Origin of the sequence: Nostoc sp. PA-18-2419, from assembly GCF_005869855.1 — a bacterium.
In the GTDB taxonomy this organism is placed as follows: Bacteria; Cyanobacteriota; Cyanobacteriia; order Cyanobacteriales; family Nostocaceae; genus Nostoc.
The window spans coordinates 36,355-61,060 of the sequence record NZ_SZNH01000027.1 but is presented as its reverse complement, the minus strand read 5'-3'; the positions used below and the strand labels follow the sequence as shown (position 1 = coordinate 61,060).

Here is a 24,706-nt window from a genome sequence, read left to right as displayed (position 1 = left end):
ATGACTATGCAGCCTGAAAGTACATCCTTAGGAGATTTATTTTGTCGTCGAATTCCTTTTAAAGTACCAAAATATCAAAGAGCTTTTGATTGGGAGCATTAACTTTCTTTTACAATTACGAAAGTCTGTTATAGAAGATTGTTATGTAATTTATATTGTTAGTGAAGATAGAAGTGAAGCTTATAGATTATTTGCTGTACTAAATGATAGAGGGAGAGAGTTGAGTGATGGAAATAAGCTTCGCTCAGATACTCTTGAATTATTAGAAAAACACGAGAAAGAACAAATACTTACAGAAAATAACTGGGATACAATACTTAGTTATCCAGTCACAGATGTAGAGCAATTCTTTAGAAATTACTATGCATCTCATCAGGGTAAAGGTGCAGCTAAGAGAAATTTGGCAGAGACATTCCGAGATGATATATTTAAATTTCCATCTGGAGTGGTTTTAGAGATTGCTGACACTGAAGAAGCTAAAAAAGTATCTCATACTATTTCTGATATAAAAAATGAACAACAAGTTTTTATAGAAATATCAGAGCTACGGTGGCCTTATCGAGATGCTACTGCTTCAGATTGGCAACAAGAAAGACTACAACGTTTGATAAAAGTATTAAGGCATACACTTTGTATACCACTCTTACTTAGTGTTTATCACTGTCTTTCGGAAAAGGAATTTATAGAAATCATAGACATTTTAGAACGCTTTGCTTTTCGCTATATTACTATTGTGGGAGGACACGCTGAAAAAATATCTACCATATATTACGACCATGCAAAATTGATTAGGCAAGCACCGCAAGAATATAAAATTCCAACTTTAAGAAATAAATTAAAAGCGGTAGAGGAAAAGTATGCTCATGATGAAACTTTTGAATCTCTATTAATACAAAAGTTAAGTTACCAAGATAATTCTTCAAAAAAAATAATTATCAGACACTTTTTAACTACATTAGAGGATCATGTTGAGTGGTACTCTAATGGCGCTAATGGCAAACCAAAACCAAATGAAATAAGTATTTTTGATTTAAGCAAAGTTACTATAGAGCATATATATCCGCATAATGCTAGTAGTGCTTCGCGAATTGAAGAGATTGAACTGTTAAAGAACGACATTGGGAATCTGTCTTTTTGGCCTGGACGTAACAATAATAGTGCGGGTAAATAAGTCATTTACTGAGAAGAAAAGTCTTTATGAACAGTCCAATGTAACACTCAACCGAGAGCTAATAAAATTTCTGGATTGAGATAGGCAAAACTTCCAATAAAGGAGAAATAAATTACTAAAGATGGCAAAAAAGATTTTTACTGTTTAGAGATGAGCTTGCTAGCATACAATAAGCTATTTAAATTTTTAGCAACTCAAAACCATAGCAAATTTAAAAGATTCACCATAGGAGTTATCAGGTGTCCATTGCAGAAATTACTCAAAAGTTATTAGCAGCAAAGCAAGCTAAAGGACTAAGCTTTGCTGATTTAGAAAAAATTATTGGACGCGATGAGGTATGGATTGCTGCTTTAATTTACCGTCAAGCTAGTGCTTCCCAAGAAGAAGCTAAGTTACTAGTCGAAGCATTGGAGCTAGATGCAAGTTATATTAAGGACTTAACTGAATACCCTGTAAAAGGATTAGGCCCAGTTGTACCAACTGACCCATTAATTTATCGTTTCTACGAAATTATGCACGTGTACGGATTCCCACTTAAAGCCGTGATTCACGACAAATTTGGCGATAGGATTATGAGCGCTATTGACTTTACTTTAGATGTGGAAAAAGAAGCAGACCCCAAGGGCGATCGCGTTAAAATCATTATGTCTGGAAAATTTCTACCATACAAAAAATGGTAGCATTTTAATCAGTTTTATCAACCTGTGTGCTGATTTTTCAGTAAATTCAATAGTATATTATTATACATATAAATACAAATTTAATATAGTTTTCTTTATTACACTGTCCTCAGCTCAGAATTTTTTAAATAAAATATCGAGACAATATTAAAACAAGTTATAACTGTAAAACTCAGATAACTTGATAGCCTTTACAGAAAGAACCAATAACGTTGGCAAAAAATCACAGGTTTATTTCTGGCTCAACAATTCTAGCACTGTAATCCGGCTTGACTGCCAACCCATGCTGAGTGTGTGACAATCAGGCGCATTTGTGTAAAAGATTCAGTAAATACAGTTTAGTGGTTGTCTTAAACACTAAATTATAAAACAGATAACAAAAAAGTTTTAAATCCTTCTAGCCCTAGTATGAAGCAATTACTTCAGAAAGTTTATTAAGCCAAAATACGTTTTATTGGACATGATATTTATAAAAAATTTCAAAAAGATAATTAAGGTGTAATTAAGCCAAATTTGTTTTAAATTGCCAATACTAAATACAAATAGCGCTTATTTACGACATTGGAAAACAGCAAAAATTAGACCCCATCCAGCACATTTTTTTCAAAGGATCGCCAAGTTATTCATCAAAGGTTTAACTGATTAAAGTCAAATGGTTTTAAATCCATTTGCAGGTTCTAATACAACTGGTTTTGTTGCTCAGACTCTCCAATGCCCATGGATTTATTTTGAAATTAATAATGATTATGTAACGGGAAGTCGTTATTGTTTTAGTCAAGATTCAGATTATCTGAAAACTGAGCAATGAGAAGTGAGGAGTTAAAATTTATAACTCATAAATAATAACTACTCACTCAAATTTCTCCATTCACTTGCATTTGATGAACTTGATCTGCCAACTCTTGACGACCTTGGTCATCAAGTTTATCAATCGCTAACATCCCCATAAGAATAACTTCTTTTAGGGTCAAACGCGTCGAATGTGCCTGTTTTTGCACAATCTCCTTAATAATGGGACTAACACCAATCGCTGTACTAGCTCTTGCCACAGAAGGAAAACAAAACACTAATGATTCAGCCTAAATCTTAGCACTTCTAATGAAGTAATTCTCTATAGTTAAAACTTAATTTAAATGTGTTTCAACTCATACTTCGATGAGCAAACATAAATTTGAAATCCTTGACATAGAGAACTACAAAAGAAGTACACAGTATTATCCTACTTGCAGAAAATTTTTGTTAGATTTTCAATTTTTGCATTAAATTTAAAAAGCAACTTTTAGATGAAAATAAATTTAACTATTGTCATACGAAGATTACAAGTATAGTCTTTAACAGCGGCATCTGTTGTTTACGACGGGCATAACTATCTAACTGTAGTGTAAATTACCCCAGAAGGCTCAGAAACTTCCTTCAGTGTCCATCCTTGCTCTTGTGCTAGTTTTCTAATCATCAATCTGATTAATCCCATATTTGATAACGGATGCATTTCCACCGCTCAATTTCATATGAGAAATTAGAAAGCGATCGCCTCTTGGTTGATTAAACCTCATGCGATCGCCACAATTTACTGAAATCTAGAAACTTGAAATCAAATGATTATTCACTATATTAGCAATATCAAAAGTAAAGACCTCTATCCTGAAAGCGTCAAAAATCATTCAGTAATCGGGGAGTTTGCGGTCAGTTGTAATATTTATCACAACTACCTCGTCGAAAGCGGTTGGCTGGTGAAAATACTCCTTTGAGTAAAGGTGTTCTCACAAATCACACTTATATACCACCGGGAAAACCCTACTTTAAAGAGATCGTAAATTGTCTAATATAATCTCGTGAACACGCTTTACAGAAATATACAGTGTAAATAAGAATAATAGTTTAACCTAAGTAAAATTTTCCTGAATACAGACAACTAATGCTGTCATAGGGAAAAGCAGTGAGTAGAGGAGAGACAAAGCGATGAGGGACCCTTATCTGTTGGCAGCAGGTTTGTTAACAGGATTGGCAATACCAGCATCGGCTCTTCCACATCTGTCGATTGTCCTGCCAGAAAATTCTAGATTCCTGTGGGATTTCAAACAGGGCTCCCAAACAGTAGTTAGTACTAAAACTATCAATAGTGTTGATTTTTCCTTACTAGAACTCAGCAATCAAGCACTGCAACCCTTAGAAAGTTTGCAGTTAACAGCAGGTGAGCAAAACATCAACAGCGTTGATTATTCATCACCAGAACTCAGTAGCCAGGGATCGCCAACCCCAGCAGAGTCATCACTTAACTCTAGCGACCAAGCAACTAGTCTCTCACTGACATCTGGTAATCAACTTTACTACCAAAGATTGGCAGCCCTGAAAACAGGTCAGATTTATACACGCGGGGATAGTGATAATTTGCAATCGTTGTGGGAGTCAATCAAGAAGCGTCAACTAACTTATGAAGACTGGAAAAGTTTATTAGCTTTAGAAGCAAGAGCCATCGCCCAAGGTCAAGGTAGAAATCACTTGAGTATCTTAGTTGGTGATTCGTTGAGCATGTGGTTTCCTAGAGAAAAATTGCCTAGTGGTAAATTATGGCTCAATCAAGGTATTTCTGGAGATACTTCCGCTGGTGTTTTAAAAAGATTAGGGGCATTTTCCGCAACCCGTCCGGATGTAATTTATATCATGGCTGGAATTAACGACTTACGAAAAGGTGCTAGTGATGAAACAATTTTGCATAATTATCGCCGGATTGTCCGTCGTTTACGGCAGACTCACCCACAAGCTCAAATTATTGTCCAATCAATTCTGCCGACTCGCTTACCAAAACTTTCCAATAGCCGCATTCGTCAGATTAACGCCCAACTAGTGCAGATTGCCAAACAAGAAGGTGCTAATTATCTAAACATTTATAGTTGGTTTACAGATATGGAAGGCAATTTGCGCCCAGAGTTGACCACAGATGGCTTGCATCTGTCGCAAGAAGGGTATGATGTGTGGCGATCAGCACTACAGCAGATAGAATACAAACTTACTCAGGGCAAGAATTGAGCGATCGCAAACAAGCTAAAAAGTAAAGAACCACATAAATTTATTTATATGGCTGACAATCCTTTTATATTTATTCTTTGTTTTGTATTTTTACTTTGCCTTGAGAAATCTAAAATCCGATCACTTATAGCCATAGTCATATAGCTTAGGACACAATAATAAGCGTCAATGTCAACAAGAGTAATGTTTTTACCTCCTGCCTCCTGCGATAACACCCAAGGCTTCCCGATTTAAAACTTGATTCAACTTCCCGCTACGATAACCTTCTAAATCCAAGGTTACATAGATAAATCCAAAATCTTGAAATGCGTCAACTAATATTTGTAAATCCGTAGTCAACACAAACTCTTTAATTTGTTCTGGTGCTAATTCAATACGTGCTGTATCGCTTTCGGATCGCACGCGCAAATTCTCCCAACCCAGCTTTCTTAAGAAAATTTCCGCTCTACCAACTCGTTGTAACTTAGCTACAGTAATCTCTTCACCATAAGGAAAGCGGGAACTCAGACAAGGTTGAGCAGGTTTATCCCACCAAGGTAAACTCAGTTGTTGCGAAAGTTGCCGAACTTCAACTTTGGTAACACCTACTTCTGCTAAAGGCGATCGCGCACCTCTTTGTTTCGCTGCCTGAATTCCTGGACGATAATCATGCAAATCATCCGCATTCACGCCATCCACTACATATGGATAACCCAACTGTAAAGCCAAAGGTTTGAGAGTATCGTGCAATTCACTTTTGCAAAAATAACACCGGTTAACAGGGTTAGAGGTGTAATTGGGGTTCTCCATTTCGTGAGTTTGGACAATTTGATGAGCAATCCCAATAGTTGCGGCTTGAATTTTGGCGTCTTCCAACTCTTCTGGCAACAGCGAAGGAGAAACAGCAGTCACAGCCAAAGCGCGATCGCCCAATACATCATAAGCAATTTTGGCAACCAAAGTGCTATCAACGCCCCCAGAGTAGGCAATCAACGCCTGCTCCATTTCTTGAAATAAAGCTCTTAATTGCTCAAATTTTTCTGTCAGCATCATTTATCAACCCTGCCAAAACCCTATAGCACCCAACAAATTCCATTGTAGTCATTAGTTTTGGAGGATTGGGTACTGATTGGGGATTAGGTTGTGGGCAGATGAGGAGATGGAGAAGGTGGGGTCCCCTCTGAGGATAAGGGGTAATGAGGAAGTGTAGAAAAATTATAAAAAAGCTTCTCACTCCTAGTCCCCAGTCTCTAGTCCCCAGTCCCTACTTCCCATCAATCAAGTTTGGCGGTTTACTATACTTGGCCACCAAACGAGCTAAAAGTGCTAAATCAATTGGTTTAGAAATATAATCATTTACTCCAGCAGCTAGACAAGTTTCGCGATCGCCTTTCATCGCCATTGCAGTTTGGGCAATCACTGGAATATTCTCATATTGGGGATTTTCTCTGAGTTCCTGCACCAACTTCAGACCATTTCCATCTGGCAAGTAAACATCCATTAAAATTACTGCTGGTTCTAGCTGTCTTAAAGCTTCCCACATCTTTGCAGCATTCTTAACCCAAGTCACCTGATATCCTAATTTAGATAGATAAATTTGCATCAAATCACCGTTGGGTAAGTCATTTTCTACCAGCAATATCTCAGGAGACGAACTAGGAGTCGCAACCAAATCAGATAAAGAATATTTTGCTTGTTCTGCTTCCTCTACTCTTTCTACTCCCCCTGCTTCCCCTACTTCCTCTGCTTTCTTTAAGGGAAGCACCAGCAGAAAACGGGAGCCATGATTTACTTCAGATTCCACTTTCACCGAACCACCGTGAATTTCAGCAAGTTTGCGAGTTACCGCTAAACCCAAACCAGTACCTTCAACACCTCCTACAGCATTGGCAATTTGAAAATAGGGATCAAACAGTTGAGCTTGATCTTCTTGGGATATACCAGTACCAGTATCCCAAACTGTAAAATGCACAAATAAACCTTGACAAGCAACCTGTAAGCCAACACTGCCTTTGCTGGTAAACTTTAAAGCGTTGAAGAGTAAATTCAACAGCATTTGCTTGAGTCGTAAGGAGTCGGCTACTAGGGTTGTGATCTCAGAGTCAATTTGTAGGGTTAGTCTCAAACCCTTATTAGCGGCTTTCTCCTTCACCAGTGCCAAAACATTGCTACACAGCAGTGGCAGATCCACTGTTTCCCACTGTACTTCCAGCTGATTAGCTTCAATTTTAGAGAGATCTAAAATATCATTAATCAGAGCTAGCAAGTGCTTGCCACTAGACTGAATGATATTTAAATACTCTTGGTGACGTTCTCTACTAGGTTCATAGCCTTGAGCTAACAGCAAGTGTGTAAACCCAATAATCGAACTAAGCGGTGTGCGAATTTCGTGACTGGTGTTTGCTAAAAACTGATTTTTGAGTTGATTGGTGCGCTCCAATTCTTGATTAGAGTTATTTAACTGTTGATACCGTTGCTGCCAAGATAGTACCTGCTTAAGTTGGATTAAAGCTGTAGTGCACTGCTTAGCAGACCTGGCCAATAATTGTGATCTCAGTTGAGCTTGCGCTCCTATGAGCGGCTCACAATCAGACACTATCGGTGCTGTGGCGATAACTAGCCAGCCTATGACCTCACCAGCATCATCAGCTAACCGCCAAGCACCCGGTATTTTTTGATTCTCAAGCTGCTGCAAATCTTTGAGTTCTATGGTCTGTTGTAATCTCAAAGGCAGCTTTTTCCCCACTGTTAGCGTTACTTCCAACAGTGGAGGTTGTGACTCAGAAAACGGGGCACGAGAAATATAGCAAACTCTAGCAAATGTTCGGTGTGGTTGAAGCAGAGCAATAGCGACGGTAAACTGCATGAACCCCACGTGACTGGTGTCCACAGCAGTGTTAATCTCGTTGACCACTGTTTGGAAAATTTCTGCTTGTGCGGCTGGTGACTGTGTAACAGTATTACAAGCACAAAGCAGGCAATCATTAAGGCGACTTTGCAACTGGTTTAAGCTTTTCTCCAGCCACAAATCGGCGCGAAGTTGCTCAATTGTTGTCAAAAGTTTTGGCCTAGCATCTATCTGTGAGTTCTGTTCTGGTAAGCTTGAATACTGCTGCATGGTCAACTAGACCGCTGAACAAGTTTAGCTTTGCATAAAAATCCCAACAGGATTCTATGTATGTTGGCGGGCAATCCTTTTTTATTTATAAACCATAACTTATGGTGTCGGGTTTAGCACCTAAACCAAAAAATATTGTATGAAAGACTAACATAAAATTTTTCCAAGCTACTTCAGATTATGGATATACAATTTGCCCAATTAATCGTCAATGGAATTGCAGTCGGGAGCATTATTGCTCTAACCGCAGTTGGACTCACACTTACCTATGGAATTTTACGTCTATCTAATTTTGCTCATGGTGACTTTCTCACTTTAGGAGCCTATCTAACTTGGCTGACCAACACCATTGGAGTTAATATTTGGCTGTCAATGATACTCGCAGCAGGAGGAACGGTGGCAGCAATGTTGTTATCAGAAAAGTTACTCTGGTCAAGAATGCGCTCGATCCGTGCTACTTCCACCACGCTGATTATTATTTCTATTGGACTTGCCTTATTTCTTCGCAATGGAATTATTTTTATTTGGGGTGGTAAAAATCAAAATTACGATTTAGCTGTTACCCCGGCTTTAGACATCTTCGGCTTAAAAATACCACAAAATCAATTATTGGTATTGGGGTTGGCAGTGCTAGCAATTTTGGGGCTGCACTATCTCCTGCAAAATACCAAAATTGGTAAAGCTATGCGAGCAGTTGCTGACGATCTTGACTTAGCCAGGGTTTCAGGTATCAATGTTGACCGAGTAATTTTCTGGACTTGGCTAATTATTGGCACTCTTACATCCTTGGGCGGGAGTATGTATGGCTTAATTACAGCAGTGCGTCCGAATATGGGATGGTTTTTAATTCTACCATTATTTGCTTCAGTGATTTTGGGAGGGATCGGCAACCCTTACGGTGCGATCGCCGCAGCTTTTATCATTGGCATTGTCCAAGAAATCAGCACCCCTTGGCTGGGTTCTCAATATAAACAAGGTGTGGCACTGTTGATTATGATTTTGGTGCTACTCATTCGTCCCAAAGGTTTATTTAAAGGTACGATTTGAGTAGCACCGCTCCACTTCTAACTATTGAATAATGTGGAAATAATAAGCTGCTACCAAGAAATTGATAGCTAACAAGAACAGTGCCCAGCCTGTGCGAAAGGCGTAGGGAGGTTTAGCTCCACTGTCAGCAACTGCGGAATTGTTTGTTTTAGCAGTCATAATGCGGTTCTCCTAATGTCAGGACTTTTTAAGAAATACCAAATTATGTGTACCAATCCCACAAATTCTTTAGAAATATTTGAAGTTGGGGATTGAGGATTGGGGATTGGGCATGGGGTATTGGCAGTGTGGGAGGTGTGGGAGGATGGGGAAGAAATCTTTCCCCCCTCTCTCCCCACACTCCCCACACTTCTTTATCTCCTCACCTCCCCATCTCCCTCATCTCCCACTCTCGATTCCCTCCTCTCCCGCATGGTAGGAACTACGAACCAGAGGCCCCGAACGGACGTGGCTAAATCCCATTTCCCATGCTAAGGAGCCGAGTTGAGCGAATTCTTCTGGAGTCCAATATTTTTGGACTGGTAGATGTTCTAAAGAAGGACGCATATACTGGCCGATAGTCAAGCGATCGCATCCCACAGCCCTCAAGTCGGTCATTGCTTGGACGACTTCATCGCTGGTTTCTCCGTGTCCCAGCATCAAACCTGATTTGGTAGGAATTGTCGAATCTATTTCTTTGACCATAGCCAGCACTTGTAGCGAGCGATCGTACTTGGCTCCCCGGCGCACTGGCCCGGTTAACCGTCGCACTGTTTCAATGTTGTGGTTGAAACAAGCCACTTTGGCTTTGACGATAGTAGCTATGCGCTGGCGTTGACCTGATTCCCCCCTGCCCGCACCACCCCAAAAATCTGGGGTCAGCACTTCAATTTGAGTCTCTGGGTTGAATTGACGGATAGTCGCGATCGTCTTTACAAAATGCCCCGCACCTTGATCGGGCAAATCATCACGGGCTACAGAAGTCAACACCACATAATGTAATCCTAACAGCTGCACTGCCTCGGCTACCTTTTGTGGTTCTTCTAAATCAATAGGCATTGGTGCATGACCTTTATCTACTTGACAGAAAGCACAAGAGCGTGTGCAAGTAGGGCCCATAAGTAAAAAAGTTGCGGTTTTTTGGGCGTAGCACTCTCCCCGATTGGGACAACGACCTTGTTCACAAATTGTGTGAATTTGGCGCTGTTTAATAATGCGTTGTACGGTAGAGATTTCGCTGGCTTTGCCAATCGAGCGACGTAGCCAGCTAGGCATTGCCATAATTTCAGACTTGAGTTCGGCTTGTTGTGACGAAATCATCTCAAAATCTCCGAGAGTGTCGAAACAGCATGTCTTTGTCAGATGCGGATGTGCAGTGACGTAGAAAAAGAATTCTCCCTATACCCATATAGCTGATGCCTTAGATAAAGGCTAAAGCTTTAAATATCACAATGACACAAATTAAAAACAACACAAGCAAAAGTTTTACAAAACACGCCTAATAGTGTTACTTATACCGAAATATACTATCCCCCAATTGATAGATATTTTGTATATAGTGGGAGAATTCTCAAGGACAATCGGCAAAGCCGCTATTTACACTTAAAGTTTCTGTTAGAGCAAACAGTCGTGGCAAGCAATAAAATTTTAGTTATCGATGACACTACAGTTGTCAGGGTAAAAGTACGAGAAATGTTGCCTCCAGGCAATTTTGAGGTACTGGAAGCAAAAGACGGAGTGGAAGGACTAAATTTTATCCTTCAGGAAAAACTGAGCCTGATTATGCTGGATTTTCTATTACCTAAAATGAGTGGCTGGGAAGTTTTCCAGCAAGTTCAAGCTCATCCAGAGTTAAGGAAAATTCCTTTAGTGATTATGTCTGGTCGCAAAGAAGAGGTGACCGAGAAAATCCCTGAACCATTTGAATATTTTGAATTTTTGGGCAAGCCTTTCGATCAGAAGCAACTAATTGGCGCAATTAAGTTAGCTATGACAAAAGCGAAACAGCCACGCCCAGAACTAGTCGCAGTAGGAGCCCCCGCCAAGAATGGCACCATTACAACCTATAGTGTCACAAGTGCTGCGGTAGCAACTTCTAGTGAGCCAAATGCCATACTCACAACCCCACCTACTGCAAATACTACAATACCAACCTCTACCCCACCAGCAGTCTCCCAAACGGAAATTGAGGCGTTGAATGATAAAATTGCCAAAATGCAAGCAGAAATTGATGGCTTGAAGAAACAGCTAACTCAAGTTGTGACTTTCATTAAACAAAAAATCAAATAAGCTAAAACACATTTAATATTGCATAACTACTTCACTTGGCTGTCGTTAGTCATTGGTAAAAGGACAAACAACGGTCTTAACCAGAGAATATGCAACTTTGACGCATATTAGGTTAGTTGTGTTCGTGATTATCGTTTGCACTTTAAATTACGAATTAATAATTACTAATTACTAATTGCTTGGTCAAGGTGAGAGGATATTATTAACCTCACTTACTAGTCTAGCAAACGATTTTTAGATGCATTAAGTCTGCCGTAGTTTACTCTTAATTAAAGGAGTTCGGCAGGCTTTTTTAATTGCTTTCTAAGTCTAATAGAAATTAAAAATATCATAAAAGGTTCCCCTAAATTTACTAAAAATACAACGTTTATTAACTCAAATTATTTTTAATACAGTTATCAAACATCAATTTAATATATTAAATATCCAGCTAAATTTAATTATTAATATAATTTTTCAAAAATACATTAATAAAATAAAATTAAGAAATATTTTTTATCAATTAATGATAACGATAGTGTAAACACGGGAATACTAAACCATAGAAACAAAAATTATGAGCATAGGTTGCAATGTCAGTAATACTAGATACACTATATACGTTTCCTGGCTATCGCATTACTGAGCAAATCTACTCAGGTAGTAAAACCTTAGTTTATCGGGGTATTAGGGAACAAGACCAAAAGTTAGTCGTCCTCAAATTGATGCGGAATGAATATCCAACATTTGGGGAAATCGCCCAGTTTCGCAATCAATACATCATTACTAAAAATCTCGATCTTCCTGGTATCGTCAAACCCTATAGCTTAGAAAACTACCGTAACAGCTATATTCTAGTGATGGAAGATTTTGGCGGTATTTGCCTTCAACAATGGCAACTAAAAGATAAGGATAAAAAAGAAAATATAATTTCTCTAAATGAGTTTTTTAAAATTGCTATTAAAATTGCTTTTATCCTTGAAGGATTGCATCACGCTCGCATCATTCACAAAGATATTAAGCCTGCCAATATTCTGATTAATCCAACTACTGGCGAAATAAAAATCATCGACTTTAGTATTGCCACACTCCTACCAAGAGAAATTCAATTTATCACAAATCCCAATGTTTTAGAAGGTACTCTGGCTTATATTTCGCCAGAACAAACTGGTAGGATGAACCGAGGTATTGACTACCGCACTGATTTTTATTCTCTTGGTGTCACCTTCTTTGAACTGCTCACCAGGCAGTTACCCTTCACTAGCAAAGATCAAATGGAGTTAGTTTACTCTCACATTGCTAAACAACCACTAAAAGCTAGCCGGATTAACTCCAATATCCCGCCAATTTTGTCTGATATTATCAGCAAACTGATGGCCAAAAATGCCGAAGACCGTTATCAGAGTGCATTGGGGTTAAAGCATGATTTACAAGTGTGTCAAAACCAGTGGCAAGAGACAGGAAATATTACAGCTTTTAAACTAGGCAACCGTGATATTTCAGACCGTTTTGTAATCCCTGAAAAACTCTATGGTCGGCAAAATGAAGTTCAAACCCTACTAGCGGCTTTTGAGCGAGTTGCTAAACCCTTTGAATCTCATGCCAAATACTATCCTACTGGTTGTCAGTCGACGCACCCTCTTATCAGGAAGGAATACAGGTCAGTAGAACTGACGCCGCTTGCTTTGAGCCAGGAAACTCCTCCAACCAAGTGGCTCCCCAACGCAGTGTCTTCCCTTAGTCAGGAAGGACTCCCAGGAGTAGAAATGGTATTGGTAGCGGGTTTCTCTGGTATTGGCAAAACTGCTGTGGTCAATGAAGTCCATAAACCCATTGTGCGCCAGGGGAGTTACTTCATTAAAGGAAAATTCGAGCAGTTTCAACGTGACATTCCCTTATCAGGGTTAGTGCAAGCTTTTCGAGACTTAATCGGGCAACTACTTTCAGAAACTGATGCCCAAATTCAACAATGGAAAGCCAAGATACTCCAAGAATTAGGTATACAAACTCAAGTAATTATTGATGTAATTCCTGAACTCGAACAGATTATTGGCAAGCAACCTCCAGTTACAGAGCTTTCTGGCAGTGCTGCTCAAAATCGTTTTAATTTCTTGTTCCAGAAATTTATTCAAATTTTTACTACTAAGGAACATCCCCTGGTTATCTTTCTTGACGATCTACAATGGGCAGATACAGCTTCTTTAAGATTAATTCAACTATTAATGTGTGAAAGTAGCTGGTCTAATATTTCAGGAGAAATAGAACAAATAGCTGAAATTAATAGAGGTTTATTGTTAATTGGTTCCTATCGAAATAATGAAATTTTAAAAACACATCAACTTTATTTGACACTACAAGAAATTCAACAATCAGGGGCAAATATTAGTACTATTACTTTAAGCCCATTAAGTCAAGTTGATTTAAATAATTTAATTGCTGACACTCTCCATTGTCCGGAATTAGTTGCTGTTCCTCTAACTCAGATGGTGTTTACTAAAACAAAAGGTAACCCTTTCTTTTCTATTCAATTTCTCAAGTCTTTATATGAAGAAGGGCTAATTAGATTAAACATGGATGTTGGTTATTGGCAGTATGATATTTCTCAAATTCAAGATTTAGCTCTTACAGAGGATGTAGTAGAATTTATTGCAATTCAAATAGAAAAACTGCCAATAAATACCCAAAAAGTTTTACAACTTGCTGCTTGCATTGGGAATCAATTTGACTTAAAAACTTTAGCCATCGTTCATGAAAAATCGGTAGTAGATACAGCATCAGACTTGTGGCAAGCATTACTTGATGGGCTAATTTTACCACAGACTGAAATTTACAACATTTTTCCAGCAGATGATACTAATCAAGAGTCAATTGTTCGAGGAATAGAATCTACACAATTTGCAAGCGTTAATTTACAAATACCTAAATATAAATTTGTACATGACCGGGTACAGCAAGCCGCTTATTCTTTAATTCCTGAAGAACAAAAGAAGCCAATTCATTTAAAAATTGGGCTATTGTTACTAAGCAATATTCCAGTTGCAGAGCAGGAAGAAAGGATTTTTGAGCTTGTCAATCAGTTTAATATTGCAGTGGAATTTATTTGCCATCAAACTAAGCGAGATCAACTAGCGCAGATGAATTTAATTGCTGGACGTAAAGCTTTAGCTTCAACAGCTTATGTAGCTGCGGTTAGATATTTAACTACTGGCATCAAACTACTCGCAGATAATAGCTGGGAAACAAAACATCATCTGACTCTGGCTTTATATGAAACTGCCATAGAAGCAGCATATTTAGCTGGCAACTTTGAACAAATGGAGCAACTAGCAGAGGTAGTGTTGGTACGTAAACCACTGCTAGAAAAAGTAAAAGTTTATGAAGTAAAAATTCAAGCTTATGGAGCGCAGAACCAAACACTAAAAGCTGTAAATACTGCACTCACATTTTTGAAACTTTTAGGGGTGGGATTTCCCGAAGATCCAAGAGAATCTGATATTCAGTTAGCAATGGCAGAATTAACATCAAATCTCAACGGGAGGCATGAAGATTTAATTAATCTGCCAGAGATGATAGAAGCTCAATATTTAGCAATAATGCGTATATTAGCAACTGCAATCTCTATTACCTATGCAGTTGCTCCGAAAATTTTTCTGCTAATTGTTCTCAAACAAATCGAATTATCGCTCAAATATGGTAATGCTCCATTATCTGCCTTTGGCTATAGTAATTACGGGTTAATACTTAGTAGTTTAGTAGGAGATATTGAGTCTGGTTATCAATTTGGTAAACTGGCTGTTAATCTGGTGGCTCGGGGGAATACTAAAGATGTTAAAACTAAAATTATGCTGGGATTTCACACAACTATTCGGCATTGGAAGGAACATATTAGAGAAGGATTAAAACCTTTATTGGAAGGTTACTATGCTGGACTAGAAATAGGAGATTTAGAATATGCAGCTTATTATCTCCACTCTTATTCCTACTCTTCATATTTCATTGGTAAAGAACTCACGGAGCTAGAACGTGACATGGCAAATTACAGCAGTGTCATCAAGCAAATAAACCAACAAACAGTATTTAACTGGATTACCATCCACCGACAAAGCGTCTTGAATTTGCTAGGAAATGTAGGAAATCCTTGTCATCTAACTGGTGAAGCTTACGATGAAGAAAAAATGCTACCACTTTATCTTGACACCAATGATGTCATGGGAATTTTCTACTTATATGTAAGTAAAGTTCATCTTTGTTACCTATTTCAGCAATACTCTTCAGCCTTGGAAAATGTTACTTTAGCAGAAAAGTATTTACAAGGTGGAACAGGACAGCAAGTAACTCCTATTTTTTACTTGTATGATTCACTAGCACGACTGGCTGTATACTCGGATGTCTCCGATTCTGAGCAAAAGTGTATTTTGAATAAAGTTCAAGGGAATCAGCAAAAAATGGAGCATTGGGCAGATTTTGCTCCCATGAATTATTTACATAAATATTATCTTGTAGAGGCTGAGCGATATCGAATAGGCGGTCAATATCTTGAAGCAATAGAATTGTACGATCGCGCTATTACCCTGGCTAAAGAACATGAGTATGTTAATGAAGAAGCACTCGCTCAAGAACTCACTGCCAAATTCTATCTACAATGGGGGAAACATAAGATTGCCCAAAGTTACCTTACAGATGCTTACTATAGCTATGTTCGTTGGGGAGCGGTAGCAAAAGTTGATGATTTGGTAAAACGCTATCCCCTATTACTCGCTGCTGTATTTCAGCAAGAAAAACTAAAACCGAATATCGATTCCAGCCAAGAAAGTACTTCTTGGAATAACATATCTTTATCTAGTTTGAGTAATCAACAAACTATGATTGGCTCAAAGACAAGTATTTCTGATTCTCTAGATTTAGCTGCATTTATTAAAGCATCTCAAGCCTTGTCTGAGGAAATTGAGCTTGAGCGACTGCTTTCTACTTTAATGGAAGTTGCGATTGAGAATGCAGGRGCCTCTAAATGTGCTTTGATTTTAAGCGAAGATGATAGCTTACCATTAACTGTTATGGCAGTTTGTTCAAGTTCGACTTTTGAGCATCCTTACACAGAGTTTCCATCAATTTCCTTAGAATCAAGCTATGATGTTCCCATTACTTTGATTAACTACGTTAAACGCTCCAGAGAAATCTTGGTTATTGATGATGCAATGGCTGTTTCTTTTTTAGCAACCGATAGCTATATTATCTGTGAGGAACCCAAGAGTTTATTATCTATACCTATTCTCAATCAAGGTAAATTGATTGGAATTCTTTATCTAGAAAATAATTTAACGACTCGAGCATTTACACGCGATCGCATAGAAGTCCTGAAACTCCTTACTACCCAAGCAGCAATATCCCTAAAAAATGCTATCCTCTACAAAAATTTGGCACAAGCTAAAGAAAGCTTGGAGAAATACAACCATACTCTAGAACAAAAAGTCAATGAGAGAACCCAGGAACTAAACGATAAAAATGAAAGATTACAACAAGCTATACAAGAACTGAAACGCACTCAAATTCAGTTAATTCAAAGTGAAAAAATGTCTTCTTTAGGTCAAATGGTAGCAGGAATTGCCCATGAAATTAATAATCCAATTAATTTTATTCATGGGAATATTGCTCATACTAGTGAATATGTCCACTATTTATTGGATTTGATAGCTGTTTATCAGCAAGAATACCCTGGTTATTCGCCTGCAATTGAGGATAAATTAGAGGAAATAGACATAGAATTTTTAGCAGAAGACTTGCCAAAAATTCTAGATTCAATGAAGATTGGAAGTTCGCGTATCCGCACTATTGTTTTGGGCTTACGCAACTTTTCCCGTCTTGATGAATACGAGATGAAGCCTGTAGATCTTCATGAAGGAATAGACAACACTTTAATGATCTTGCAGCATCGAATCAAAAGAAAATCTCTAGACACAAAACAGGGTATCGGTATCAGCTTTTCAGAAGTTAAAATTATCAAAACATATGAAAATCTTCCAGAAGTTACTTGTTACGCTGGTCAGCTAAATCAGGTATTTATGAATATCTTAAGTAATGCGCTCGATGCTTTAGAAGAGTCATTTTTTATTAGTTATCAGTTATTCGTAAATGACCCACAGAAAAATTCCAATAGAGGTTTGCAACCATCAGAAGGTCAAGAAAAAATAAAAAATTATCAAGGAGAAATTCGCATCTCTACTCAACTAACAGATTCCAATACAGTGATGATTCGGATTGCTGATAACGGTTCTGGGATGACAGAAGCCGTGCAGCAGAAAATTTTTGATCCATTTTTTACCACCAAGGCGGTAGGAAGCGGTACGGGTTTAGGATTGTCGATTAGCTATCAGATTATCGTAGACAAACACAAGGGTAGTTTAACTTGTAATTCCACACTAGGAGAAGGGACTGAGTTCCTAATTGAGATACCAATGCAACAAAGATAATTGGGTATAGCGTATGGATATTCGGAGCGTGGAAGGGGTAGGGTGGTGGAGTGAAATTCTCTCTCCATCTACAATCTTCCCATTTCCCCTATTTCCCTATGTCTTTTTTCTCATTTAGAGATGACTGAATTAGTGTTCTAAGATATAGATGTAGTTGTCATCTTTACTAAAGACTCTTGACGCATACGCCGTCCCGTAATTACCATCTTGACTCCACTCCCTGGCGCAAGGTTAAAACCTCGACGCTGAGGTTGCTCTAGCCGCTGCTCGACTAGCGCCAAGTCATAGTGTGACACAACTGTTGCTAATGCTAGCTTAATTTCAAATAGAGCCAAGGCCTCGCCCATACAACGACGGACACCACCGCCAAAGGGTAGAAATTCATAGGGAGAAAATTGACGTTCAATAAAGCGCTCTGGTTTAAATTGCTTAGGCTGGGGATATAAATCCTCTCGATGATGAGTGAGATAAATACTGGGAAGCATTATAGTTCCAGCCTCTAAAGGATGTCCCAATAATTCCAGAGGTTCTTGCACTACCCTGGGAAACGAAAACATAGTGACAGGGTAAATTCGCAAAGTTTCATTACAAATAGCTGTGAGATATGGCAGTCGGGAAATGCTTATAGGATCTGAGGAATCACCGAGACTATCCAGTTCTTGGAGCAGTTTTTCACGGACTAAAGGCTTTTTGTGAATCCAGTACAATCCCCAAGCCATTGCTGTTGCAGTAGTATCATAGCCAGCAAGTATAAGAGTTATTAACTGATCGCGCAACTCTTGATCTGTCATCGCTTGGCCTGCTTCATCTCGACATGATATCAGCAAAGAGAGAATATCGATGCGTTCTGGATCGTGTTGTTGCTTACACTGAGCAATTTCAGTGTAGAGAAATTGATCGATTTTCTCTCGAACGCGCAGGAACTTTCCCCAAGGACTCCAAGCTCCTAAATCTTGTTGCAAGAATGAGAAAAGAAATAAACTAGAATTAACTGGCGACTCAAAAAGCTGTAAGAACGATGGCAATAGTTGCCTAAGTTTTTGAATTTTTTCTCCCTCATGAAAGCCAAATATAGCTTGTAAAATAGCTTGCAGAGATATTTCTTTTGTTAGGTCACGAGCAAAAAATGGCTTATTTAGTGGTAACTGACTAAAGATTTTTTCAGAAGCATTAGAGATTAGCTGACCATAGGCTTGCATCCGCTCTCCATGAAAAGAGGGTGCCACGAGTTTTCGTTGGCGTTTGTGGCGGTCGCCCTCCAGCATCAGGACTGAATAACTCCCCAATAGGGGCTGCAAAATTTCGTTGAGTTCTCCGACGGCTGTAAACTTCTTGCGATCGTTAGTTAAAATTTCCTGGATTGCTTGGGGATGGTTCACAAAAACTACGGTATCCCCAAAACCAATTATCCTAGCAGTAAAAATATCAGGATATTGCTGGGCTGCATTTTCCATATAGCCTATAGGGTCACTAACCCACTGAAGCTTTTGTAGTAAAGATGGAGTTTTGACAAGATTAGGTAATTGCATCTATTTTTTTGACTTTAAAATTGTAGTTAGCTAATGGTGATTTATTCTTCCTAAATAAATAACTTAACGTAATGGATTCAAGGTTGATTATGTAAAACTTGAATCCACTCTAGCTTAATATTCCACATTACTCTTTAAGCAACTTTGGCTAATAAATGTATAGTCAGATTCGATTATTAAAACTCTTTTAGCTCTAGTCTTTCTGAATTATTATAACGAGAAGAATGAAAACACCATTCAATGTTACCGCTAATCCAACTATGCATTCCTGATATATACTTTGTCAAATAACCATCTAATTCTTCGCCCAAAGATGGAAGAAATGATTCTATAATTGTTAAAGAATTTACTTCTTCATTGTGGATTTTAGTTACCTGCTCTATTGCTTCTTCTAGAGATTTTTTTTTGTGATAATGCAGAACATATATTAAATTATGAACATCACCACTGGCTATTTCTCTAGATGCTGAGAAAATATCGTTAGACCAGGCAATAATGTCAGTTGTAATTAGTTCCAGTTTTTTCACAAGATAGTGATTTCTTAGAACATCGGGAATCATGAACTGATGACAAAATTCAGTTAATGCGAGAACAGCATAAACCCCTACACTTGACCTGCGTATCGTAATATAAGTATCCACATCAGGTACGATTCCCTTAGCGCGGTTGGTTGCTTCCTGAATACACCCATAGAAGTAGTCTTCCAAGTAACTGATGAAGTACTTAAACCATTTAATACTAGCTCTTTGGAGAGTTCGTTGTCGTAAGTCAATTAATGCATGACTGAATAGTGTATCCTGGTTTGTAATTTCCGCACCATTCAGTATTTTCAAATATCTTTGGTGAAAAGTCTTTAATACTTGAGGTTGCTTTTTTAACTCCGAGAGATCGCATTGATCGTCCCAAATAAACACCCAACTCAGCCAGTCATTTGCAATTTTAAGTTCTTCAAAATTGCTATCAGGATATGCAGATGCAGCTAATAAAAAGAATTTCGACTTATAAAATCTTTTATAAGTTGATTCATTCGCCAAGAGGTTGAACCGAAGCACCCATTCAAGAGCATATTTTTCTAAAACATCAACATGCTTATTAATTTGGAGTGGAAATGGACAGTATAAACCAGAGCAAAGTAATTGTTGCATAAAAATCTCTTAAAGGTTGTTTTAAAAGTCCTCAAAGGTACAATTTTGCCGTTGCGACTTGGGTCAACTGCAATAAAAAATCAAAGATTGAGCCAAGTATTGAGATACTTTGCTGCAATCAAGATGTAACTTTTGATGTAATCATTTTGAAATATTTATCAAGTAAAAGATCATTTTTCAACATTAACTTAATTAAATGTAATATAATGAATAAACATCGACCAAGAGATGACAAAGGCAATAGACTGTTTCAGAACGTATTACAGAGTTTTTTTAAAAAGATTCACTGTAAAATCACTTTCTCTAAAGTATGGAACTCATGCTTACTTAAATTATTGCAGTATGTAAAAATATATAAATAATTAGAATTTTGATTAAATAATATTAATTTTTTTTCAAAAATATAACCGTAATTATGTGTAATTATATTTTTTCATAACATTAGTTACTATTCGTCTGCTCAGCATAAATGCTGTTGACGAACTAAAAAACTTAATCTATGGCAAAAAAATACTGTTTTGAGCTAGTCCTATTTTTATGAAAAGACAAGGGTAATAATAGTTAATTTCAGAAAAAATGGTAATTAAATTTGCTAAAAGCAAAGATTTAGTAGTATATCCATCTTTAGCAATGCTCCATACAATATAGGTAATTTAATCTAAAAATGTTGCTGTTATTAGAGTTTTTGGGAACTATATAATTGTCAGATTCTTATTTCTCAGTCAGCCTATTAAGAAAATAGAGGTTGCATAGTTGCAATCCAAGAGCTAGCGTTCTACAAGTAACTAGGAGTTAAATTAATTTAAATACATGAATTATGAACCATATATAAAAATATCTAATGTTTCAGAACATAACTTAATTTTAGTGGTGGATGATACTATTACTAATTTAGAAATTGTCTTTGAAATATTAACTAATGCAGGCTTTGAAGTAATAACAGAAGTTAATGGAGAAAAGGCACTGAAACAGGTTGAATCTAGACTACCTGATTTAATTTTGTTAGATGTAATGATGCCAAAAATAGATGGTTTTGAGACATGTAAAAAGTTGAAAGAAAATTATGAAACTTGTGATATTCCTGTAATTTTTATGACAGGAAACTCAGATACAGAAAGTAAAATAAAAGGTCTAAATATCGGTGCAGTTGACTACATTACAAAACCATTTCATGAGCAAGAACTATTAGCTAGAATTAAAACCCATCTTCAGTTACGAAATCTCACAAAAACTTTAGAAAAACGAGTTGCAGAAAGAACAGCAGCCTTGTCTAAGGCACTAAAAAATTTACAAGAATCACAACTCCAGCTTGTACAGACAGAAAAAATGTCTGCTTTAGGTCAATTAGTCGCAGGAGTTGCTCATGAAATTAATAATCCAGTTGGTTTCATTCATGGCAATCTCGGACATGCTTCAGTATATTTCCAAGGCATGATTAAGCTCATTGACCTTTATCAACAGTATTATCCTCATCCAGTTGCAGAAATTCAAGAAGAAATTGCAGCGATGGATTTGCAATATATACTTTCCGATCTACCTAATTTAATTTATTCGATGAAAGAAGGTGTTCAACGGATTCGCAACATCAGTACCAGTCTACGAAACTTTTCGAGAGCAGATAGCGATCGCAAAGTTTTTTGCGACATTCACGATGGCATTGATAGCACAATTATGATTCTCAAACACCGCTTAAAAGCATCAGAATTTCGTCCCAATATTGAAGTTATTAAATATTATGATAATTTGCCAGAAATAGAATGCTTCAGTGGACAACTCAATCAAGTATTTATGAATTTATTAGCTAATGCTATTGATACTTTGGAAGAGTTTAATTTAGGGCGTAGCTATAATGAAATTGAAGCGTGTCCTAATAAAATTTGGATTCAAACCAGCCTGATTGAAAATAATAATCATGTCTTGATTCGGATTAAAGATAATGGTATGGGAATGTCATCTGATATCCAGCAAAAAATATTTGACAATTTATTCACCACTAAACCCGTAGGTCAAGGTACAGGATTAGGATTATCTATTGCTCGTCAAATTGTTGTGGATAAACATGGAGGAACCCTGGAGGTAAACTCAGTCCCAGGAGAAGGTTCAGAGTTTATCATTACTATTCCAACTTCCTAAAATAGCAAAACTTTATCAATCAATTATTCAATAAAATATATAAAAAATATTAAGTAGTTACTCTAGATGCATTTTTGGGAACTCTATAACTATAGTTATAAAATTGTGTATTTAAAATCTATGACAAATTTTCTTAATCATTCAATCAGTACGCTTAATGTTTCTTTAGAACGAGATATATTTTTACGTACATTAATTAGAGAACTGTCTGGGACTTTGCAAGATGTAGTTGGCATAGAAGAAGCCTCTGGTTTTATTAGTGTAGTTGGAGAAAGAATGGGTAGGCAAATTAACCAAGATTACAAATCTACCTTGGAAGTCTCAAATCTTTCTCGTAAGCAGGTAGCTGATGTTTTAGTTGATTTAAAAAGACGAATTCAAGGCAATTTTTATATTATTGAGCAGGATGATGAAAAAATTGTTTTTGGCAATAGCGTTTGCCCATTTGGCGAAAAAGTGCTTAATCGCCCTGCGATGTGCATGATGACTTCAAACGTTTTTGGAACGATCGCAGCTAATAATCTAGGGTATGCGAAAGTAGAATTGCAAGATACCATAGCAAACGGTGCTTCTGGATGCAGAGTTATTGTTTACTTAAAACTTACTCAAGAAGCAGAAGATGCAGAAGGTCGAGAATACTATAAGGGACTAGAATCTGTGTAAACTCTTCGACAGTAAAGGAACTCTAAAACGCTAGCCCTGATGCAGATTACTAAAGTATAGTCTAACCAGAAATTGTCAGCTCCATGACTCCTGAACAATTTATTGAATTTGCCAGAGTTTTACCAGAACCTTTACTTCTGGTGAGTAGTGAGGGTCAGGTGTTAGCTACGAATCAACCAGTAGCAGATATGCTGCGATTACGCCGTCAGGAACTGCGAGGAAAAACGCTCTTTGAGCTGGTAACTGAGTCTGCCAACGATATTATAAAGTATCTGCAAGCTTGTTCTACTAGTAGAGCAATGACTTTAGGTTCTTTAACTTTGCGTACAAATGATGGGCATACATTAATATGCCGCACTCAAGGAGCAGTTATTCAACCTTGGTCTCCTGAATCTTCAGCTTTAATTCTTCTGCGCTTAGAAAATAGAACTGTAGCCAGTAATAATTTCGTCCTTCTAAACCAGAAAATTGATGAGTTAGCCAAAGAAGTTCAAAAACGCAAACAGGCGGAGTTAGAACTCCAGAAAGCGAATGAAGACCTAGAAATTCGGGTTGAAGAACGTACAACTGCTTTACAAGAAACACTAAACGAACTACAACTTACCCAAACTCAGCTTATCCAAGCTGAAAAAATGTCTAGTTTAGGTCAGATGGTCGCTGGTATTGCCCATGAAGTTAATAACCCCATCAGTTTTATTTATGGTAACCTCCACCACGCCCATAAATATACTCAGGATTTACTAAAATTGGTGGAAATTTATCAACACATTTACCCCAATCCTCCTCTAGAAATTCAAAATGAAATAGAAGAAATAGACTTACATTTTCTGATTCAAGACATTACTAAAATTTTTGAGTCAATGACGGTGGGAACACAGCGCATCCAAGAAATTGTTAAATCATTACGAAATTTTTCGAGACTTGATGAAGCAGAATTTAAGCAAGTAAATATCCATGAAGGAATTGATAGCACTCTAATGATTTTGGATCATCGCTTGCAAGCTAGACATGAGTACCCACGAATCAAAGTCATTAAAAAATATGGACAACTGCCGAATATAACTTGCTACCCTGGTCAACTCAATCAAGTATTTATGAATATCTTAGCTAATGCGATCGATGCACTGGAAAAGTCCGCACTCAGTGGTCGGTGGTCAACAGACAATTCAAAAACAACTGATAATCCCCAAATTAAAATTACAACTGAAGTAATCGATGAAAACTGGATAATGGTTATTATTACTGATAATGGTTTGGGAATTAACGAACAAGTTCGCTCAAAGCTATTCGACCCATTTTTCACAACTAAACCCGTGGGCAAAGGTACTGGGCTAGGTCTATCTATAAGCTATCAGATTATAGTGGAGAAACATGGCGGACAACTTAGCTGTTTTTCTAGTCCAGGAAAAGGTGCAGAATTTATAATTAAGATACCTGTTAACTCGTAGGATTTGGGATTGGGAATAGTGGTCTGCCTAAAAAACTTTGGGTGGTTAAAAA

General features: G+C 37.5%; 17 protein-coding genes and 1 pseudogene. 10 read left to right on the top strand and 8 right to left on the bottom strand.

What is annotated here, in order from left to right:
• Positions 1 to 85 precede the first annotated feature (85 nt).
• The 3 genes and pseudogenes from FCR06_RS23345 to FCR06_RS33790 all read left to right on the top strand — a co-directional run.
• On the top strand, positions 86 to 1,171 hold the full coding sequence (locus FCR06_RS23345; protein ID WP_189523546.1) for a DUF262 domain-containing protein: 1,086 nt from the start codon (positions 86 to 88) through the stop codon (positions 1,169 to 1,171).
• A gap of 239 nt (positions 1,172 to 1,410) precedes the next feature.
• Positions 1,411 to 1,851, top strand: coding sequence for a cyanase (cynS, locus tag FCR06_RS23340; protein WP_138503975.1), 441 nt, complete (start codon positions 1,411 to 1,413; stop codon positions 1,849 to 1,851).
• Positions 1,852 to 2,070: 219 nt separating this feature from the next.
• Positions 2,071 to 2,659, top strand: a pseudogene (locus FCR06_RS33790) (DNA methyltransferase); the annotation flags it as partial.
• 46 nt (positions 2,660 to 2,705) lie between these two features.
• Here FCR06_RS33790 and FCR06_RS23335 read toward each other — a convergent pair.
• Positions 2,706 to 2,900: a hypothetical protein gene (locus FCR06_RS23335; RefSeq protein ID WP_073640193.1), complete on the bottom strand. Its 195-nt coding sequence runs from the start codon at positions 2,898 to 2,900 to the stop codon at positions 2,706 to 2,708.
• A 317-nt stretch (positions 2,901 to 3,217) separates the two neighbouring features.
• Positions 3,218 to 3,340: a hypothetical protein gene (locus tag FCR06_RS33785; RefSeq protein WP_411268017.1), complete on the bottom strand. Its 123-nt coding sequence runs from the start codon at positions 3,338 to 3,340 to the stop codon at positions 3,218 to 3,220.
• Between the two features lie 470 nt (positions 3,341 to 3,810).
• On the opposite strand from FCR06_RS33785, the gene FCR06_RS23325 reads away from it, so the two are divergent.
• Positions 3,811 to 4,878 carry an SGNH/GDSL hydrolase family protein gene (locus tag FCR06_RS23325; RefSeq protein ID WP_138503973.1) on the top strand — a complete coding sequence of 356 codons (1,068 nt, stop codon included), beginning with the start codon at positions 3,811 to 3,813 and terminating at the stop codon, positions 4,876 to 4,878.
• Between the two features lie 189 nt (positions 4,879 to 5,067).
• Here the strand turns inward: FCR06_RS23325 and larE are convergent, their stop codons facing one another.
• Both larE and hrmK read right to left on the bottom strand, forming a co-directional pair.
• On the bottom strand, positions 5,068 to 5,910 hold the full coding sequence (larE, locus tag FCR06_RS23320; protein WP_138503971.1) for an ATP-dependent sacrificial sulfur transferase LarE: 843 nt from the start codon (positions 5,908 to 5,910) through the stop codon (positions 5,068 to 5,070).
• A 211-nt stretch (positions 5,911 to 6,121) separates the two neighbouring features.
• On the bottom strand, positions 6,122 to 7,975 hold the full coding sequence (hrmK, locus tag FCR06_RS23315; protein ID WP_138503969.1) for a hybrid histidine kinase/response regulator HrmK: 1,854 nt from the start codon (positions 7,973 to 7,975) through the stop codon (positions 6,122 to 6,124).
• 180 nt (positions 7,976 to 8,155) lie between these two features.
• On the opposite strand from hrmK, the gene FCR06_RS23310 reads away from it, so the two are divergent.
• Positions 8,156 to 9,022 carry a branched-chain amino acid ABC transporter permease gene (locus FCR06_RS23310; RefSeq protein ID WP_138503967.1) on the top strand — a complete coding sequence of 289 codons (867 nt, stop codon included), beginning with the start codon at positions 8,156 to 8,158 and terminating at the stop codon, positions 9,020 to 9,022.
• A gap of 21 nt (positions 9,023 to 9,043) precedes the next feature.
• Here FCR06_RS23310 and FCR06_RS23305 read toward each other — a convergent pair whose 3' ends face one another.
• On the bottom strand, positions 9,044 to 9,181 hold the full coding sequence (locus FCR06_RS23305) for a photosystem I protein PsaX (RefSeq protein WP_138503965.1): 138 nt from the start codon (positions 9,179 to 9,181) through the stop codon (positions 9,044 to 9,046).
• Between the two features lie 219 nt (positions 9,182 to 9,400).
• Positions 9,401 to 10,321 (bottom strand): lipoyl synthase, encoded by a 921-nt coding sequence (gene lipA / locus FCR06_RS23295; RefSeq protein WP_138503960.1) that lies wholly within the window; start codon positions 10,319 to 10,321, stop codon positions 9,401 to 9,403.
• A 309-nt stretch (positions 10,322 to 10,630) separates the two neighbouring features.
• Between lipA and FCR06_RS23290 the strand changes: the two genes are divergently transcribed.
• Both FCR06_RS23290 and FCR06_RS23280 read left to right on the top strand, forming a co-directional pair.
• A complete protein-coding gene (locus tag FCR06_RS23290; protein WP_138503958.1) occupies positions 10,631 to 11,290 on the top strand; it encodes a PleD family two-component system response regulator in 660 nt (219 codons plus the stop codon).
• Positions 11,291 to 11,862: 572 nt separating this feature from the next.
• A complete protein-coding gene (locus FCR06_RS23280) occupies positions 11,863 to 17,736 on the top strand; it encodes an ATP-binding sensor histidine kinase (protein WP_223280257.1) in 5,874 nt (1,957 codons plus the stop codon).
• A 137-nt stretch (positions 17,737 to 17,873) separates the two neighbouring features.
• Here the strand turns inward: FCR06_RS23280 and FCR06_RS23275 are convergent, their stop codons facing one another.
• Positions 17,874 to 19,265 (bottom strand): cytochrome P450, encoded by a 1,392-nt coding sequence (locus tag FCR06_RS23275; protein ID WP_138503956.1) that lies wholly within the window; start codon positions 19,263 to 19,265, stop codon positions 17,874 to 17,876.
• A 176-nt stretch (positions 19,266 to 19,441) separates the two neighbouring features.
• Positions 19,442 to 20,410 carry a terpene synthase family protein gene (locus FCR06_RS23270; RefSeq protein WP_138503954.1) on the bottom strand — a complete coding sequence of 323 codons (969 nt, stop codon included), beginning with the start codon at positions 20,408 to 20,410 and terminating at the stop codon, positions 19,442 to 19,444.
• 810 nt (positions 20,411 to 21,220) lie between these two features.
• On the opposite strand from FCR06_RS23270, the gene FCR06_RS23265 reads away from it, so the two are divergent.
• The 3 genes from FCR06_RS23265 to FCR06_RS23255 all read left to right on the top strand — a co-directional run bounded on the left by FCR06_RS23265 (position 21,221) and on the right by FCR06_RS23255 (position 24,654).
• Positions 21,221 to 22,543, top strand: coding sequence for a response regulator (locus FCR06_RS23265; RefSeq protein WP_138503952.1), 1,323 nt, complete (start codon positions 21,221 to 21,223; stop codon positions 22,541 to 22,543).
• A 120-nt stretch (positions 22,544 to 22,663) separates the two neighbouring features.
• Entirely contained in the window at positions 22,664 to 23,206 is a 543-nt protein-coding gene (locus tag FCR06_RS23260) for a methanogen output domain 1-containing protein (protein WP_138503951.1), read from the top strand.
• Positions 23,207 to 23,289: 83 nt separating this feature from the next.
• Entirely contained in the window at positions 23,290 to 24,654 is a 1,365-nt protein-coding gene (locus tag FCR06_RS23255) for an ATP-binding protein (protein ID WP_138503949.1), read from the top strand.
• The last annotated feature ends 52 nt before the right edge of the window (positions 24,655 to 24,706 follow it).